Here is a 15,544-nt window from a genome sequence, read left to right as displayed (position 1 = left end):
GAAAATGTTGCCACGATCATCCTTGCCTCCGATCCTATTTTGAATTACTTATCCGGTACTTAAGCTGCTCTCCCCTTCTTGATAACCTGCATAGCAAGGTTGTAACATTCATCGACGTGCATATCACCGATAGTTTTCATCGCAGCGATGCTAATTGCAAGTGCTGCGCTTTGTCCAATGATTGGGATAAACTTTGCAACTTGCCTTGCTCCAACTCGGATACCAACCCGTTTGAGAATAGTCAAAATTAATTGTTTGGTGATTACCTTACCCGCTAATTGAGTTCCCATGTTAGAAACAAGTCCATAAACTATTGCTTTCATTTGTGGATCAAGTTTTTCTATCTGGTCTGGGGAAAGTCCAAATTTACTATTGATAGCAGGAAGTAGTTGCAAGAGCAATCCAACATCAGCCGCAATGTCAAGTCCTGGAATTGGAACAAGGTTCGCTGCACCTGAAACGACTGCTCGCTTGACTACCATCTGTTTGCATTCTTTACGGATTTCTTCTAGTTCGCTGAGATTTGTCGGAAGCATTTAATAAACCCTAACCTTTCTATATTAGGATTCCCCGAAAAGCTACCTAACTATCTACTAGGCTGAAACTTTCTATATAACTACCTCGTATAGTTGTTTAATAAAATATCGCTTATTTAGTTATTTCTTCCTTATCTTCAAGATAGTTTTGAAGAACTCGATTAAGTTGCTGTAACTCAAATAATTCAAGAGAGATTGAAGTTGGTCAAGTATTTGATCGAAGAGTACCTGAGACATTAAGATTAACCTGCGATCGCACTTTCTCATCCATCTATTTTACAAACCTGTAATATCAAAAGACAGACTAGTAAAGAATTGTAGGGATTTCGGAACCATTTAACCTCATGAGCTATCACAGGAATACTGTGCGAGTAAAGCGAGGCGAACTGTGGCTACGGGTGTGAGAATTGGGGTGTATTTCCTACTAGTATTAACACTTGTACTGGGTATAGCAGGGTGTGGTACGGCGCGGTTATCGGAAAACGAACCACTACCAGTAGTTGCACCGATTCCTCCGCCACCATTACCAAACTGGATTGAACAAATTAGTCCGATTGGAGAAGCTGAAACAAAAGCCCAAATTCGGATTCGGTTTAAAGAGGCGCTGATTCCAGTTGAAAGTATTGATAGCAGCCAAGATATTTTAAAGAAATTTGAGCTTTATCCACCCTTGCCAGGGCAATTTCGCTTTCTCACGCCGCGCATGGTAGGATGGCAAGGCGATCGCGCTTTACCGAAAGCTACACGGGTTAGAATTACCCTGAAAGCTGGATTGGCAGATTTAAAAAATCATCGTTTAGATAAGGATCTGGCTTGGACTTTCAGTACTGAAGCAATTAAGTTATTCAACTTACCAGGAATCGAGCCTAATTCGGAATCTTCATCTGAACCTTTGGGTTTACAGCCAACGCTGAAATTTAGTTCTAATGTCGAATTAAATTTAGAGTCTTTATCAAAACAAGCGCAACTTGTAGCAGAGGAGAAAAAACAAAGCATACCGCTGAAAATTGCGTTGGAGAAACAGGAAGTTATCGAGGCAGATAATTCAGCTCAAGAAAAATTCGATCCTGCTAATCGTGATTGGAACTATACCATAAAGCCGCAACAAAATCTAGACAAAGCAACTCGTTATCGTTTAGAATTTGCCCGTGGTTTGCTGCCTTTACACGGAAATTTACCCAGTACATCTACTTTTGCAACTCAGGTACAAACTTACGCACCTTTAGCATTTGATAAAATTGAGTATATCGGACAAGCGGATGCTGGTGGAGCTTACGGCAGATTTGTTCAAGGTAGCCCCCAACTAATATTTAATAATGGTTTGGTAGCAGAATCTGCGATCGCCAATATTACAATTCAGCCAGCACCTAAAAAATTGCCTCGTTTGGTACAAGCTTACGAAGGTAATAATATAGTCAATCTCAATCCCTATGCTTTAGAACCAGCAACGACTTATACTGTTACTTTGGGTGCAAATCTTAAAGATAAGTTTGGGCAAACTCTCGGTAAACTAATTACTCAAAAATTCAACACAAGTGATGTTTCTCCCGATATTTGGGTTCCCACAGATTTGAATATCTTTCCTGATGGCAAAGATTTACAACTGAATATTAGCACGGTTAATTTACCTGAGTCGAGGTATAAAGCAGCCTATAAAGTCGTACAACCAGAAGATTTAGTTTATATTGATTCCGCCTATCCTAGAAGTGATGGTAACGATTTACTTCCTTCTCAGAGTTCTTGGCAAAAGTTTCCTGTTAAAGGACGCAAGAATCAATCGGTTGATACGACTGTTCCTCTACGAGAAAAACTGGGTAACTCTACAGGAATGTTAGCTTATGGCGTGCAGGCGCGCACTAATTCTTATAAGGAAAATGGTAAGCAGCAATGGCGCGAACCGACATTTTACGGATTAGTACAGTTAACTAATTTGGGTGTATTTAGTCAGTGGTTTCCCGATTCAGGTTTGATTCGAGTTCATCATCTTGCAGACGGTGCTGCTGTAGCAAATGCAAATGTTGAAATTTACGAATCTAAATTAGGGGCAAAATCTAGAATTGTACCCGTAGCTTGTGCGGTTGGGAAAACCGATTTGACTGGAACTTTACTGCTAAATCGTCAAGCTTTGCAAACTTGCACGGGAGGTGCAGAGTTTAATACACCACCTAAGTTACTCGTAATTGCTCGTGAAGGTCAAGACTGGACTTTTGCGCGGAGTGATGAGTATAGCGGTTCCTATGGTTATGGGATTGATGCGGGATGGAACAGCAACGAAATTGAATCGCGAGGTACGATTTTCTCAGATCGTCAATTATATCAACCAGGGGAAAAGGCTGAGTTGACTGGCGCAGCTTATTATCTACAAAATGGCGTTATCAAACAAGATAAAAATGTCTCTTATCAAATCACTCTAGAAAATCCGAACGGAGAAAAGATAGATTTAGGTACTCAAACTACAAATGAATTCGGGACGTTTTCCTTAGAAATACCTCTCAATTCCAGTCAACCTTTAGGATACTATTCAATCCGCGCTAAAGGTGAAAGTGGTGCAGAAATTTCTGGTGAATTTCGCATGGCTGAATTTAAACCGCCTAATTTTAAAGTAGAATTGGGTTTAGATAAAGAATTCGTGCTAACTGACGAAAAGATTACAGCTACAGCCCAAAGCAATTATTTCTTTGGTGCGCCTGTAGAAGGAGGAAAAGCACAATATTACGTCACTCGCAGCCAAACTAATTTTAATCCTCAAGGTTGGGAACAATTTTCATTTGGACGACAGTGGTTTTGGCCCGAAGAAAGCCCTAATATTACTAGTGATGTATTGCGATCGCGTCAAGTTTTAGATGCAGCAGGGAAAAGCAGTCAAGTTGTTCCTGTAGCTAAGGATTTACCTTATCCGATGACCTATCGTGTAGACGTACAGATATCAGATGTTTCCAATCTATCTGTAGCTGATTCTCGCACATTTACGGCACTACCGAGCGATCGCCTCATTGGTTTGCAAAGCGATTTTGTCGCCGATGCTGGTAAATCTTTTCCCATTCAAGTTATCGTCACCGATCCTACAGGCAAAGCCGTGACAGGGCAACAAGTCCGCATCGAGTTACAAGAAATGAAATACAGCAGCGTTACCCAGGTGGTAGAAGGTAGCCAGACTCCTCACAATCAAGTGGAATATAAAACGGTAGCGCAAACGCAGACATCATCTAGCAATACTCCTCAACTTGTTTACCTGACTCCGCCAACATCCGGTTCTTACCGCATTCGCGCTAATTTTACCAATGCTAAAGATGAAAGCACTGCTACTGATACGCAGATTTGGGCGACGGGTGATAATGGGGTAAACTGGGGCGATCGCTACACGAACAATCGCTTAGAACTCAAACTAGATAAAGATAGCTATCAACCTGGGGAAACAGCCACAGTATTGATTCAGTCTCCCTATCCCGAAGCAGAATTATATTTGGCAGTTGTACGCCACGATACTCTATATCGCACGATTATTCCAGTTAAAGGTGGTGCGCCGCAAGTTCAATTTCAAGTCACCGCAGATATGTTACCAAACGCCGCAGTCGAAGCGGTATTGGTACGCCAGGGTACTCCCATATCTCAAGTCGAACCAGGAAGTTTAGAAAATTTGGTACGAATTGGGTTTGCACCTTTCAAAATTAATTTAGAAGATAAGTATTTAAAAGTGCAAGTGAAACCTGAAAAGCGATCGCTTGCTCCTGGTGAAGCGCAAACTGTTGAATTACAATTACAAGATGGAGTAGGAAACCCACTTCAAGGACAGTTTGCTGTCATGGTGGTAAATGAAGCCGTGTTGCAATTAAGCGGTTATCGACTACCAGATTTGGTACAAACAGTATACGCCGAACAACCAATTTCTACTCGCTTTGCCGATAATCGTCCCAATGTGGTTTTATCACCCCTATCATCTCCCCTCGATAAAGGTTGGGGTTACGGTGGCGGAAATTCTTCGGGATTGGCAAGTACCCGCGTGCGGACAAACTTTCAACCTTTAGCTTACTACAACGGCGCGGTGCAGACAGATGCAAGTGGAAAGGCAAAGGTTACGTTTAATCTACCCGATGATTTGACAACCTGGCGAGTCATGGCGGTTGCTACCGATGGCGATTTGCGCTTTGGTAATGGGGAAGAAACATTTATTGCGACTAAACCGCTATTATCTAATCCAATTCTGCCGCAGTTTGCTCGTATAGGCGATCGCTTTGATGCAGGTTTATCTGTCACCAATACTACAGGGCAATCGGGAACGCTAGCAATTCAAGGTACTGTAGATGGTTCCATACAATTTGCTGACAATAATTCAGGTGATTTATCAACTCCGACAAAATCCGGTACGAGTGCTTATCGTTTCCCCTTTGTTGCAAATCGTGCAGGCAAGTCAACAGTTAAATTTACCACGCAATTAAATGGTACAACCGATGCTTTCGCCGTACCGTTGGAAGTCAAACCGCTGGAAGTGACAGAACAAGTGGTAGAGTCGGGAGTAACCAGCGATCGCACTTCCATACCCTTAAATATAGATAACAATGTCGTGCCCGATGTCGGCGGATTAGAAATTTCTCTTGCTAGTACGCCAATTGCTAATATTACCGCGCCAGTTAAACAAGTTCTAGATGAAGAACAATTGCCATTTTTAGAACCAGCCGCCAGTCAACTTGCGATCGCGGCAAATTTACAAATTCTTTCTCAACAATACGGGCAAACTGTAACCAATTTCAACCCCAGTCAACAAGCAAAAGCTTTAGAACGCTTGCAAAAACTCCAGTTACCCGACGGCGGCTTTGCTAGCTTACCTGGCGAGAAAACATCAGATCCTTTTGTTTCGCCTTATGCAGCATCAGCAATTGCTACAGCCCAAACAGCAGGATTCGATCTTAATGCTAAGATGGTGCGTCAGCTGAAAATATACCTGCAAAAACTCCTAGCAAATCCTAGTCAATACGATTTTTGTAAAGAGTCGCCTTGTAAAGAACGAGTACGCTTAGAAGCAGCGATCGCACTATCGGAATTAGGCAACAAACAGAATGATTTTCTTGCCGATATTTATCACGGACGCGATCGCTTCGATCTCGTTACCAAAATTAAATTAGCACGATACCTGCATCTATTTCCAGAATGGCAGCAAGAGGCGAAAATTCTGACGGATCAATTGCAAGAGATTGTATATGAAACCGGACGCAGTGCCGTGGTAAACTTACCTTCCGGTTGGCAGTGGTTGAATTCTCCTACCACAAGTCAAGCCCAAGCCTTACGATTATTTATCGATACTAAGGCAAAGCCTGAAGTTTTAGCTCGATTGTTGCAAGGACTCTTGGCGTTGCGAAGGGAAGGAACTTGGCAGACAACCTATGATAATGCTGAAGCACTCACCGCTTTGGTGCAATATATGCGAGTAGAGACGTTACATGTAACGTCTCTACAACCCACACCACCTAACTTTACAGCAAACGTGCAACTAGGAGGTAAAAACTTAACTGCAACTCAATTTGAAGGCTACCGCAAACCCAGTGTAGATATTTCCGTACCGATGACTCAGCTACTCCGTGGGCAAAAAAATTTAAATCTAACTTTGAAAAAATCCGGTCGCGGGATGCTACACTACCTACTTGCCTATCGCTATCGCCTCCAGGGAGAACAACCAGGGCGCTTAAACGGACTCAGAGTGACGCGAGAAATTCGTCCGGCTAATGAAACAAAGGCATTGCGGCGAATTGGTTTGTATGCCCCTACCGAACCCTTGACAGTTCCAGTTGGACAAGTGTTTGATATAGGTTTAGAAATAATTAGCGATCGCCCTGTGGATCGAGTTATCATTACAGATCCTCTCCCTGCTGGATTTGAGGCTGTGGATACGAGTTTCCAAACCGCTACGCCTTACTTCCAACCGCAACAAGATAGCTGGGAAATTGGTTATCAAACAATATACCGCGATCGCGTGGTAGCCTATAGCGACAGGCTAGAACCAGGAGTCTATCAACTTCATTATCTCGTGCGATCGGTCACTCCAGGCACGTTTCTTTGGTCTGGTGCAGAGGCGCATTTACAATATGCTCCAGAAGAATTTGGGCGTTGTAGTTCCTCTCGGTTGGTGATTCAAGATTCGCAGTGAGATTTTTACTCTCCATCTACCCCAAAAACAACTTGTACGCCGGATTTTGGCTTTCATCCCAATAATTCAATCCCAGCGTATCGAGAAACGCCTGCCACTGTTCCATTTCCTGGGGCGGAACTTGCATTCCCACTACGGCGCGTCCGTAGTCTGCCCCGTTGTTGCGGTAGTGAAACAAGCTAATATTCCAATTGGGACTCATGGAACCAACAAATTGCATCAATGCCCCAGGACGTTCGGGAAACTCAAACCGATAGAGTAATTCGTTGCTAGCTAGGGGAGATCTTCCGCCTACCATGTGGCGCAAGTGTAATTTTGTCAGTTCGTCATCGGTTAAGTCAATGGTTTTCAACCCCGCCGCTTCAAAGTTAGTTACCATCTTGGCTGCATCGGCGCGATTTTCAATTTGTACGCCGACAAAAATATGCGCTTCTTTTTCGTCAGCAATCCGATAGTTAAACTCAGTTAAATTGCGCTTACCAATACATTCGCAAAACTGCCGCAGACTGCCCCTTTGTTCGGGAATTGTCACGGCAAAGATGGCTTCTCGACGTTCGCCTAACTCTGCACGTTCGGCTACAAACCGCAGGCGATCGAAATTCATATTAGCACCGCAGGCGACAGCGACTAGCGTTTGTCCCTGAATTTGTTCTCGTTCTGCATAAGTTTTAGCAGCCGCGATCGCTAATGCCCCAGCAGGTTCTAAAATCGATCGCGTATCTTCAAATACGTCTTTAATTGCGGCGCAAGTATCATCTGTATCCACCAAAATGATGTCATCGACATACTGCTGGCACAACCGAAAGGTTTCTTCCCCGACTTCCCGCACCGCTACCCCATCGGCAAATAAGCCGACTTGAGGCAACCTTACCCTTTTTCCAGCTTTAAGAGACTGATACATCGCATCAGCATCTACGGGTTCTACGCCGATAATTTTGATTTCAGGGCGCAACCTTTTGACGTATGCCGCAATTCCCGAAATTAAACCACCACCCCCAATTGCCACAAAAATTGCGTGAATCGGTTGTTGGCACTGTCGTAAAATTTCCATCCCAATCGTACCCTGTCCGGCAATCACATACGGATCGTCGAAGGGATGAATAAACGTCATGCCTTTTTCAGCTTCTAATTGACGGGCATGAGTATAGGCATCATCGTATGTATTCCCATGCAATATAACCTCTCCCCCATGAGATCTGACTGCATTTATCTTCACCTGGGGAGTCGTCACGGGCATGACGATAATAGCGCGAGTTCCCAACTGGCGGGCTGCAAGCGCAACTCCTTGGGCGTGGTTTCCGGCAGATGCAGCAATGACACCCTGCGCCAACAATTCAGGTGGCAGTTGTGCCATCTTGTTGTAAGCCCCCGCAATTTGAAGGAAAAGACTGACTGCATATCCTCTCGCTTCAGGAGGAGTTTGTTGTTTATTCGAGTTGAGAGATTTGCAGCGTATTCTAGTGGAGATTCCTGGGCGACATCGTAGACGCGGGCAGTCAGAATTTGGACGAGATAATCGCAGTACATGGGGGAGGCGAACAAATACCTATGAATGATAATTTTACGGCACTAGCGTCCCGATATTAGAGTCGATTAGCGATCTCGCTGCTAATCTAGAAAAGTAAGGCTTCTCCAGGGTTTTGCATTAGATCGTTTTTTGAACCATTTTTTCCAAAAGCTATTTCTTAGCTACCTAAACGCTGTCATTTGAATTAAATCAACATTATCATGGCTGAAACTTACTACTTTGTTAAAGATTTAATTAACGATTTAGAAAGGGGTAGAATTAGAATTCCTTCTTTTCAAAGGGGTTTTGTTTGGGACGCAGAGCAAGTTGCCTGTTTTATAGATAGTATATACAAAGGTTTTCCCTTTGGTTCTGTTTTACTATGGAGAACAAAAAACCCTTTGCGAACAGCCAGAAATCTTGGTCCATACAAGCTTCCTAATAACGACCAGAATATCCATTCACTCAAAACCTAGCTCTCAAAATCACGCAGAATTTCATCTGGTAATGGAGCGTTAAAATCAGGAGGAACTGTAAACTCTCCGGCACAAAGCGCAAATGGACGCGGAGATTTTTTTTGTTCGGATACCTGCTGTGTTCTACGAGCTTTGGCAAACAGCAGAAAATCTAAAACCTCCTCAAGCAAAACATCTGGAGTTTGAGCGATTTCGTTAAGCAGTTGTTCTCTTGCAGCCATTGTCGTTCTCTACTCTTTTCCTTGTTACTTTCATTCTCCTATATTAATACTCTAGTTTTTCTTGCTACTCTTGGGGAGAGTTACTAATTCAAGAGAGTGCTTTCACTCTACACTACGCGATCGCAGGTAGAGCGAGCCTCAAGTAGAAAGGCTCGGTACTTACTATAGGAATCCAGTTTGATTTATAAACTTACTCGTGAAGACGGGCAACAGGCAATAGAAAATATTAAATTACTGAGCTGTTTTCAAAAATCAAATATAAATCCTATAGTTGAAATGATAGTACAAATTACTATTAAACATTTTTGACTAAAATCTCTTCTGCTAGTTGAAAGTTGACGGGCGTACCAAAGAAATACCCCTGCGCTTCGTCACACCCCAACTTTTTTAATACAGCTAGTTGATGAGATGTTTCTACTCCTTCGGCGATCGCTTTAATTCCTAAAGTGTGAGCTAGAGTAATAATTGTCCTCACTATTTCACAATTCTTGCCTTCCGCATCAATCGGACTGACAAAAGAGCGATCGATTTTCAGTGCGTCTATTGGAAAACGATGTAAATAACTTAAAGAGGAATATCCCGTGCCAAAATCATCAATACTGAGTTGAATGTTTTGCTCTTTAATTTGAAAGAGAAGTTCGATCGTCTTTTCTCCTCGATCCATTAGCATAGTTTCAGTCAGTTCTAACTTGAGATTTTTTCCATTTAAACCAGTACGATCCAGAATTTTAGCTAACTTATCTACTAGATCGAATTGCTGAATTTGCTTGCTGGAAAGATTGACACTAATATATAAAGATGTCGTAGCAAATTTTTGCTGCCAAATATATAACTGTTGACAAGCTTCCTGTAAAATCCATTCACCAATCGGTACAATTAAGCCAGTTTCTTCGGCGATCTCAATGAAATCTCCTGGATCGATCAATCCCATTTTTGGATGTTGCCAGCGTAATAAGGCTTCAAAACCCGTCAATCTCCCAGTTGCGACAGAGATAATTGGTTGATAGTGTAATAGAAACTCTTGACGTTCCAAGGCATAACGCAAGTCTATTTCTAGTTGTGAAAGATGCAACGTTCTGTCGTACATTTCGCGATCGAAGATTGCATAACGTCCTTTTCCTAAAGCTTTAGCGCGATACATCGCAATATCGGCATCCCGCAGTAACTCATTGACAGTTTGATAAGCTACCGAACCAAAAACAATACCAATACTAGCCCCAATATAGACTTTACATTCACCTAAATGAATTGGAGCAGTTAGTTTCTCTAACAATCGTTCGGCAATTGCGATCGCGTCTTGAGTATCTTGTAGATCTTCTAATAAAATAGTAAACTCATCTCCACTCAAACGCGCTACAGTATCAACCTCGCGCGAGCATTCTTTCAGGATATGAGAGATCGCAATTAATAGGCGATCGCCGACAGCATGTCCCCAACTATCATTAATAATTTTGAAGCGATCGAGATCGATAAATAAAACGGCACACAAATAATCTTTATTTCTGGTAATACGATGTAGAGCTTTTTGTAAATGCTCCATAAATAAAGTTCGATTGGGCAAACCTGTTAGAGCATCATGTAAAGCTTGATAAAATAGCTTTTTTTGAGTTTGTTTGTGCTTGACGATTTCTCGCTCTCTTTGCTGAATAACTTCTTCTAATTGTAAAGTTCTTTGCCGAACTTTTTGTTCTAGAGCGTTATTTAATTGATAAATTTCTGCCTGTGCTGCCTGTAAAGCTAATTGATGTTGGATGCGGACTACAACTTCTTCAATTTGAAATGGCTTTGTGATATAGTCTACTCCACCAACTGCAAAACCTTTAACTTTATCGAAAACATCATCTAGCGCACTTAAAAAAATTACAGGAATATGACTCGTTGAAGAATCTAATTTTAGCTGTTCGCAAACTTCATAACCATCCATTTCTGGCATTTTAATATCTAACAAAATGAGATGAGGTGGATCTTTTTTAGCTGTAAGTAATGCCATAGCACCATTTTTAGTACAGCGAACTTTATAACCTCTTTCTATTAAAGCTGTAGATAAAACTCTCAAATTATCAGGAGTATCGTCAACAACTAAAATGTCGGCACAATGATAATTTAATTGAGCGTTATTCATAAATTAGCTGCGGTTTGAGCGAAATTCATAATCCGGTCAAAATTAAATTCACTAACTTCTTTTTGAATCGATTGAGCTAATGCTTGATATTCTTCTGGTATTTGAGACACTAATTGAGCAATTTGCTCTTCGTCAATCAAAGCCGCAGCTTCTGAGAGGTTCATCAGCCATTCATTCGACATAACGGCTAAAGCTTCAGCTGTCAACTTGTCAACAGTTGAAGCTTCAGAAATATTTTTAGAGCAAATTTCTTCATATATATACCGTACGCCTAAAAATTGAGCCATTTTGTCAAAAATGACTTCTTCATGAAAAGGTTTGCGGACAAAATCATCGCAACCAGCCGAAAGAACAATAGCTTTCTCTTCTTCAAGAGTGCTAGCGGTAAGAGCAATAATTGCAGTAGCTTGTCCTTGAAGATGTGATTTAATTTGTTGAGTCGCATCATAACCGTTCATGACTGGCATTCGCATGTCCATCCAAATCAAATGCGGTTGCCATTGCTGCCATATTTTGATTGCTTCTTGTCCGTTAACTGCTTCTTTAACTTGGAAACCAATTGGTTGTAATAATTTTAGTAAAAGCTGGCGATTCTCCCAGCGATCGTCTACGACTAAAATCCGATATTTCTGTTGATTTGGTTGGATTCCAACAACTCTATAAGTTCTTTTTTGCTCGACGGCTTTACTAACATCGCTTTCTAAAGCTTGGATATTAAATTGAAAAACTGTACCTTTTCCTAGTTCGGAGTTAACAGTAATCTTGCCTCCCATCAATTCGACAAAACTTTTGGTAATAGGTAAGCCTAAACCAGTTCCTTGTTGAGATTGTTTACCTGTTTCTGTTTGAACAAAAGCTTCAAATACACTATTAATTTCTGTTGGTGCAATACCTGCACCAGTATCAGCAACTTCAAAGTGAAGAGTTATGAGTTGTTGATTGTTGGCTATTGGTTGCCGATCGCCTGCTAATTCTACTCCTAGAGTGACGCTACCAACTGAAGTAAATTTAATTGCGTTACCCAATAAATTAATTAAAACTTGCCGCAGTTTCTTGTCGTCAGTTTTGATATATTGAGGGAGATTGTTGCTGCGCTCGATTGTTAACTGTAACCCTTTAGATTCTGCTCGTAGTGCCAACATCTCTTTAATCGAGTCTAATAAGACATATAAGTCGAAGTCAGTGGGATAGAGAGTCATTTTTCCTGACTCAATTTTGGCTAAATCTAATACGTCATTGACCAGCGAGAGTAAATGTTCGCCACTCCGATTGATAATTCTGAGGCTTTCCTGTTGCCGATCCGTTAAAGAAGGTTCTCGATTCATCAATTGGGAAAAACCGAGGATGGCGTTGAGAGGAGTCCGTAGTTCGTGACTCATGTTCGCTAGAAATTCACTTTTAGCGCGATTAGCTAGTTCTGCCGCAGTTTTAGCGTGTTGTAGTTCTACAGTTCTTTTCTCTACTCGCAGTTCGAGTTCATCGTTAGCTGTTGCTAATTCTTGATTCGCCTTATCTAATTGCTCGTTGATTCGGACAACTTCCTGGTTTTTGCGATCGAGTTCTTGATTGATTCGAGCTAAATTAGCAAAAGATGCTTGTAATTGTTGCGCCATCTCATTGAAAGAGCGTGACAATACTCCTATTTCAAGGATCTTTTTCACGTCCACTTGTTGGTTTAAATCTCCTTGAGCGATCGCCGCAGAGGCTTTACTTAAGCGTAGAATTGGTTGACTAATCCAACGAGAGGTAAGTAACCCCAACCAAATTGCTACTAATAATGTTAAAAAACAGAGAAAAAATGTTGTTCGGTTGTTGGCATGAATTTGTCCCATGAAATCTGATTCGGGTATGGTAGTTACGACTAACCAATTCAACCCAAAGCCATCTTGCCAAGGGACTACGCGAACGAACTGAAGTTCGTCTTGTAATTTAAAACTTAGTTTTTGTTCGCCTTTAATTCTTTGGAAATTACCGAAATTGTGTTTCAAATACTTGGCTGTTGCTCGAATTTGAGCGTCATTAATATCAAGAGCGCTGAGTCTTTTAGCTATACCATTAACTAGGGTAAAAGGTTTTTCCGTACTAGAGGAGGCAATGAGTAACCCATCACGTTCGATCACAAAAACTTTGGCTGATGGAGTAAGTTTAAGTTGTTTTAAAAAATCATTAATACCAACTAAAAGTAGATCGACTCCAATGACACCGAAAAGTTGATTTTTATTATTGTAAATAGGACTAGTAGCAGTAATAGATATGTATCCTGCTAAATTTTCGCCATCCCAGTTAGCTACTGAACTCCAGACTGGTTTTCCTGCCTTGACTGCGTCCTGATACCAAGCTTCTGTTTGAGGGTTGTAGTCATCGTAGACTACTGCTATTTGAGTGCGATTGCCTCGCTCGTCTGTAGCGTATGTATATGTTCTCCAGTCAGTAGCAGCAGATAGTTCATCAATAGTAACTCCCCGTCCTGCTAAAAATCTTCCTGCACCGGCATATTCTCCCGTAGTCAGTGTATAGGCACTGTAAGCTAGTTCTGGATAAGTTTGTAGTTGTTTCCAAAAATAACGTCCTGTTGTCTTGAAGTCTTTTAAATCTAATAATCCTAACGCGACCGCGTCATGATTAATCTGATTAATTTTTTGAGGAGTGTCTAAATAACCAGTGAGATGTTCGGACACTAGGTTGCCACTTTTATCCATTAAGCGATCGACAAGAGCGTTCACCGCTTGCTGACCGTTTTTAAACGAAAAATAACCCACTAATCCTACTGCACCAACAATTTGTAACACAAAAGGTAATATCAAGACTAATCGTAGGGGCAGTCCTCTAAAGCTTTTAGCTCTGGAAATATCTTGCTCTTGTGGTGATGCGGTTGGGCTAAACAATTTCATAGTTATCTACTGAGAGTAGGAGCATTAAGAGTGAAGGAATGAGCTTGCTAGCTTTAAATTGCTCAAAAATGTTCTTAAAATAACATTAGTCAGAGTAAGATGCGATATATATATATCTGTGTAATTAAATACTATTTCTTCTAAAAACAATTAACGTCTGCTTAGGTTATTTGAAAGAATTGAAAATGCAATACTTGAGACTACCGTTATAACTTTATGATAGAAACACTAATTATTATAATCGCGATCGCCTTCATCATTACCGGGATTTTCATTCATCCTATTCTAATAAAAAAACGTCGCCGTTACTATAAGCAGCTTCCTTTTCCTATACTGTGGAATGCAGTAATTGAAGATAATTTACCAATTTATTATTGTCTTTCCAAAGGCGATCGCCAGCGCTTGCAAGGACACATTCAAGTATTCTTAGCAGAAAAACAATTTATTGGTTGTAATGGTTTGCTAGTGACAGAAGAAATGAAAATAACGATCGCTGCTGTTGCTTGCTTACTTTTACTCAATGAAAGAGGCGAATACTTCTTAAGGTTGCGCACTATTTTCATCTATCCCAGGACGTATTTTGTCAATGAGATCGCAAAAACTGGAAGTTATATTGTAGAAGAACAGCGCGTCGCAAGATTGGGAGAGTCTTGGACGAATGACCAATTAGTCTTATCTTGGGAACAGGTACAATACGATACTCGTAACTGGCAAGACGGTCGCAATATCGTACTGCATGAGTTTGCCCATCAGTTAGACCAGGAAGATGGTGAAGCTGAAGGCGTACCCATTTTGCCACGAAAATTAGATTATCCGATTTGGATGCAGGTGATGACAGCAGCGTATCAGCAACTTTGTCATGACGTACAACGAGGTAGAAAAACTGTTATAGATAGCTATGGAACGACAAATCCAGCCGAGTTTTTTGCCGTCGCTACAGAAACTTTTTTTGAAAAACCGCACCAATTACAGAAACAGCATTCAGCACTTTACAAATTATTGCAAAGTTATTATCAACTCGATCCCGTGCAGTGGGTTTAAGGTTATGACAATTTTTAGGGTGCGTTAAACAACGCACCCTACTAGCTTTCACGTAGAAGAAGTCATAGCTGCGCTGTCAGAACGACCAACACCAAAAATGCCCTTCCACACTTGTACTAATCTGTAAACAGACGATCGCCGTTCGATTCCCAAGGCGCGATCGTAGCTAGCATAACACTGCTCGTAACGCCCTAAATAATTTAAAGCTACGCCTTTAAATAACCAAGCCTGTTTGTCTTTAGGATTAATTGTCAAAGCGCGATCGCAATCTGTCAGCGCTGCTTCATTCTGTCCTAAATGAATCAATACAACTGCTCGCATCACTAAAGCGGTAGGATTGTCCTCATAAATTGTTATGGCTCGATTTAGGTAATTTAATGCTTCTGTATGTTTACCTAAATTGGCTAACTGAGTTCCCTTTTGCTGCCAAATCTTAGCAACTTCAACAGCAGATGCAAATTCATCAATTGAGTTCAATTTATTATTAGTCGTTGCGGTCATAAAAGTTGTTTAGTAAATGCAGGTTTGAAGTTTTTAACAAAACAGTAAGTACTTATATTTGCATCTCAAGGTTCGATTCAAACATCAAAAAAGTGATTTTCGCTACTTAA

8 protein-coding genes and 1 pseudogene are annotated in these 15,544 nt (G+C 41.2%); 3 read left to right on the top strand and 6 right to left on the bottom strand.

From position 1 onward, the window contains the following. Positions 1 to 59: 59 nt before the first annotated feature. Positions 60 to 536 carry a hypothetical protein gene (locus tag M5J74_RS07105; RefSeq protein WP_106546494.1) on the bottom strand — a complete coding sequence of 159 codons (477 nt, stop codon included), beginning with the start codon at positions 534 to 536 and terminating at the stop codon, positions 60 to 62. Between the two features lie 388 nt (positions 537 to 924). Between M5J74_RS07105 and M5J74_RS07100 the strand changes: the two genes are divergently transcribed. Then, a complete protein-coding gene (locus tag M5J74_RS07100; RefSeq protein WP_250016135.1) occupies positions 925 to 6,675 on the top strand; it encodes an alpha-2-macroglobulin in 5,751 nt (1,916 codons plus the stop codon). 16 nt (positions 6,676 to 6,691) lie between these two features. Here M5J74_RS07100 and ilvA read toward each other — a convergent pair. After that, a pseudogene (gene ilvA / locus M5J74_RS07095) lies at positions 6,692 to 8,202 on the bottom strand (threonine ammonia-lyase, biosynthetic). A 201-nt stretch (positions 8,203 to 8,403) separates the two neighbouring features. Here ilvA and M5J74_RS07090 point away from each other — a divergent pair. Continuing rightward, entirely contained in the window at positions 8,404 to 8,658 is a 255-nt protein-coding gene (locus tag M5J74_RS07090) for a DUF262 domain-containing protein (protein WP_106168286.1), read from the top strand. On the opposite strand, the gene M5J74_RS07085 is transcribed toward M5J74_RS07090, so the two are convergent. The 3 genes from M5J74_RS07085 to M5J74_RS07075 all read right to left on the bottom strand — a co-directional run bounded on the left by M5J74_RS07085 (position 8,655) and on the right by M5J74_RS07075 (position 13,892). Then, on the bottom strand, positions 8,655 to 8,879 hold the full coding sequence (locus M5J74_RS07085; protein ID WP_106217447.1) for a DUF2281 domain-containing protein: 225 nt from the start codon (positions 8,877 to 8,879) through the stop codon (positions 8,655 to 8,657). The two genes, M5J74_RS07090 and M5J74_RS07085, sit on opposite strands and share 4 nt — an antisense overlap. Positions 8,880 to 9,174: 295 nt before the next feature. Next, the gene (locus tag M5J74_RS07080; RefSeq protein ID WP_250016133.1) at positions 9,175 to 11,001 is read right to left on the bottom strand and encodes an EAL domain-containing protein; all 1,827 of its coding nucleotides are present in this window, start codon (positions 10,999 to 11,001) and stop codon (positions 9,175 to 9,177) included. Further along, positions 10,998 to 13,892 (bottom strand): hybrid sensor histidine kinase/response regulator, encoded by a 2,895-nt coding sequence (locus M5J74_RS07075; RefSeq protein ID WP_250016132.1) that lies wholly within the window; start codon positions 13,890 to 13,892, stop codon positions 10,998 to 11,000. Before M5J74_RS07075 ends, M5J74_RS07080 begins: the two co-directional genes overlap by 4 nt. A gap of 216 nt (positions 13,893 to 14,108) precedes the next feature. Between M5J74_RS07075 and M5J74_RS07070 the strand changes: the two genes are divergently transcribed. Further along, the gene (locus tag M5J74_RS07070; RefSeq protein WP_106168290.1) at positions 14,109 to 14,933 is read left to right on the top strand and encodes a zinc-dependent peptidase; all 825 of its coding nucleotides are present in this window, start codon (positions 14,109 to 14,111) and stop codon (positions 14,931 to 14,933) included. Between the two features lie 48 nt (positions 14,934 to 14,981). Here the strand turns inward: M5J74_RS07070 and M5J74_RS07065 are convergent, their stop codons facing one another. Beyond that, on the bottom strand, positions 14,982 to 15,434 hold the full coding sequence (locus tag M5J74_RS07065) for a tetratricopeptide repeat protein (RefSeq protein ID WP_250016130.1): 453 nt from the start codon (positions 15,432 to 15,434) through the stop codon (positions 14,982 to 14,984). Between the last annotated feature and the right edge of the window lie 110 nt (positions 15,435 to 15,544).

Source organism: Chroococcidiopsis sp. CCNUC1 (genome assembly GCF_023546805.1).
Classification (GTDB): Bacteria; Cyanobacteriota; Cyanobacteriia; order Cyanobacteriales; family Chroococcidiopsidaceae; genus Chroococcidiopsis; species Chroococcidiopsis thermalis.
Note: the sequence above shows the minus strand (reverse complement) of the source record. Positions and strands in the feature narration are given on the sequence as shown.

What these genes read in the sequence shown, in the direction of transcription:
- M5J74_RS07105 (WP_106546494.1), bottom strand. Translation starts at nt 536, where the DNA reads ATGCTTCCGACAAATCTCAGCGAACTAGAAGAAATCCGTAAAGAATGC.
- M5J74_RS07070 (WP_106168290.1), top strand. Translation starts at nt 14,109, where the DNA reads ATGATAGAAACACTAATTATTATAATCGCGATCGCCTTCATCATTACC.
- M5J74_RS07080 (WP_250016133.1), bottom strand. Translation starts at nt 11,001, where the DNA reads ATGAATAACGCTCAATTAAATTATCATTGTGCCGACATTTTAGTTGTT.
- M5J74_RS07085 (WP_106217447.1), bottom strand. Translation starts at nt 8,879, where the DNA reads ATGGCTGCAAGAGAACAACTGCTTAACGAAATCGCTCAAACTCCAGAT.
- M5J74_RS07075 (WP_250016132.1), bottom strand. Translation starts at nt 13,892, where the DNA reads ATGAAATTGTTTAGCCCAACCGCATCACCACAAGAGCAAGATATTTCC.
- M5J74_RS07090 (WP_106168286.1), top strand. Translation starts at nt 8,404, where the DNA reads ATGGCTGAAACTTACTACTTTGTTAAAGATTTAATTAACGATTTAGAA.
- M5J74_RS07065 (WP_250016130.1), bottom strand. Translation starts at nt 15,434, where the DNA reads ATGACCGCAACGACTAATAATAAATTGAACTCAATTGATGAATTTGCA.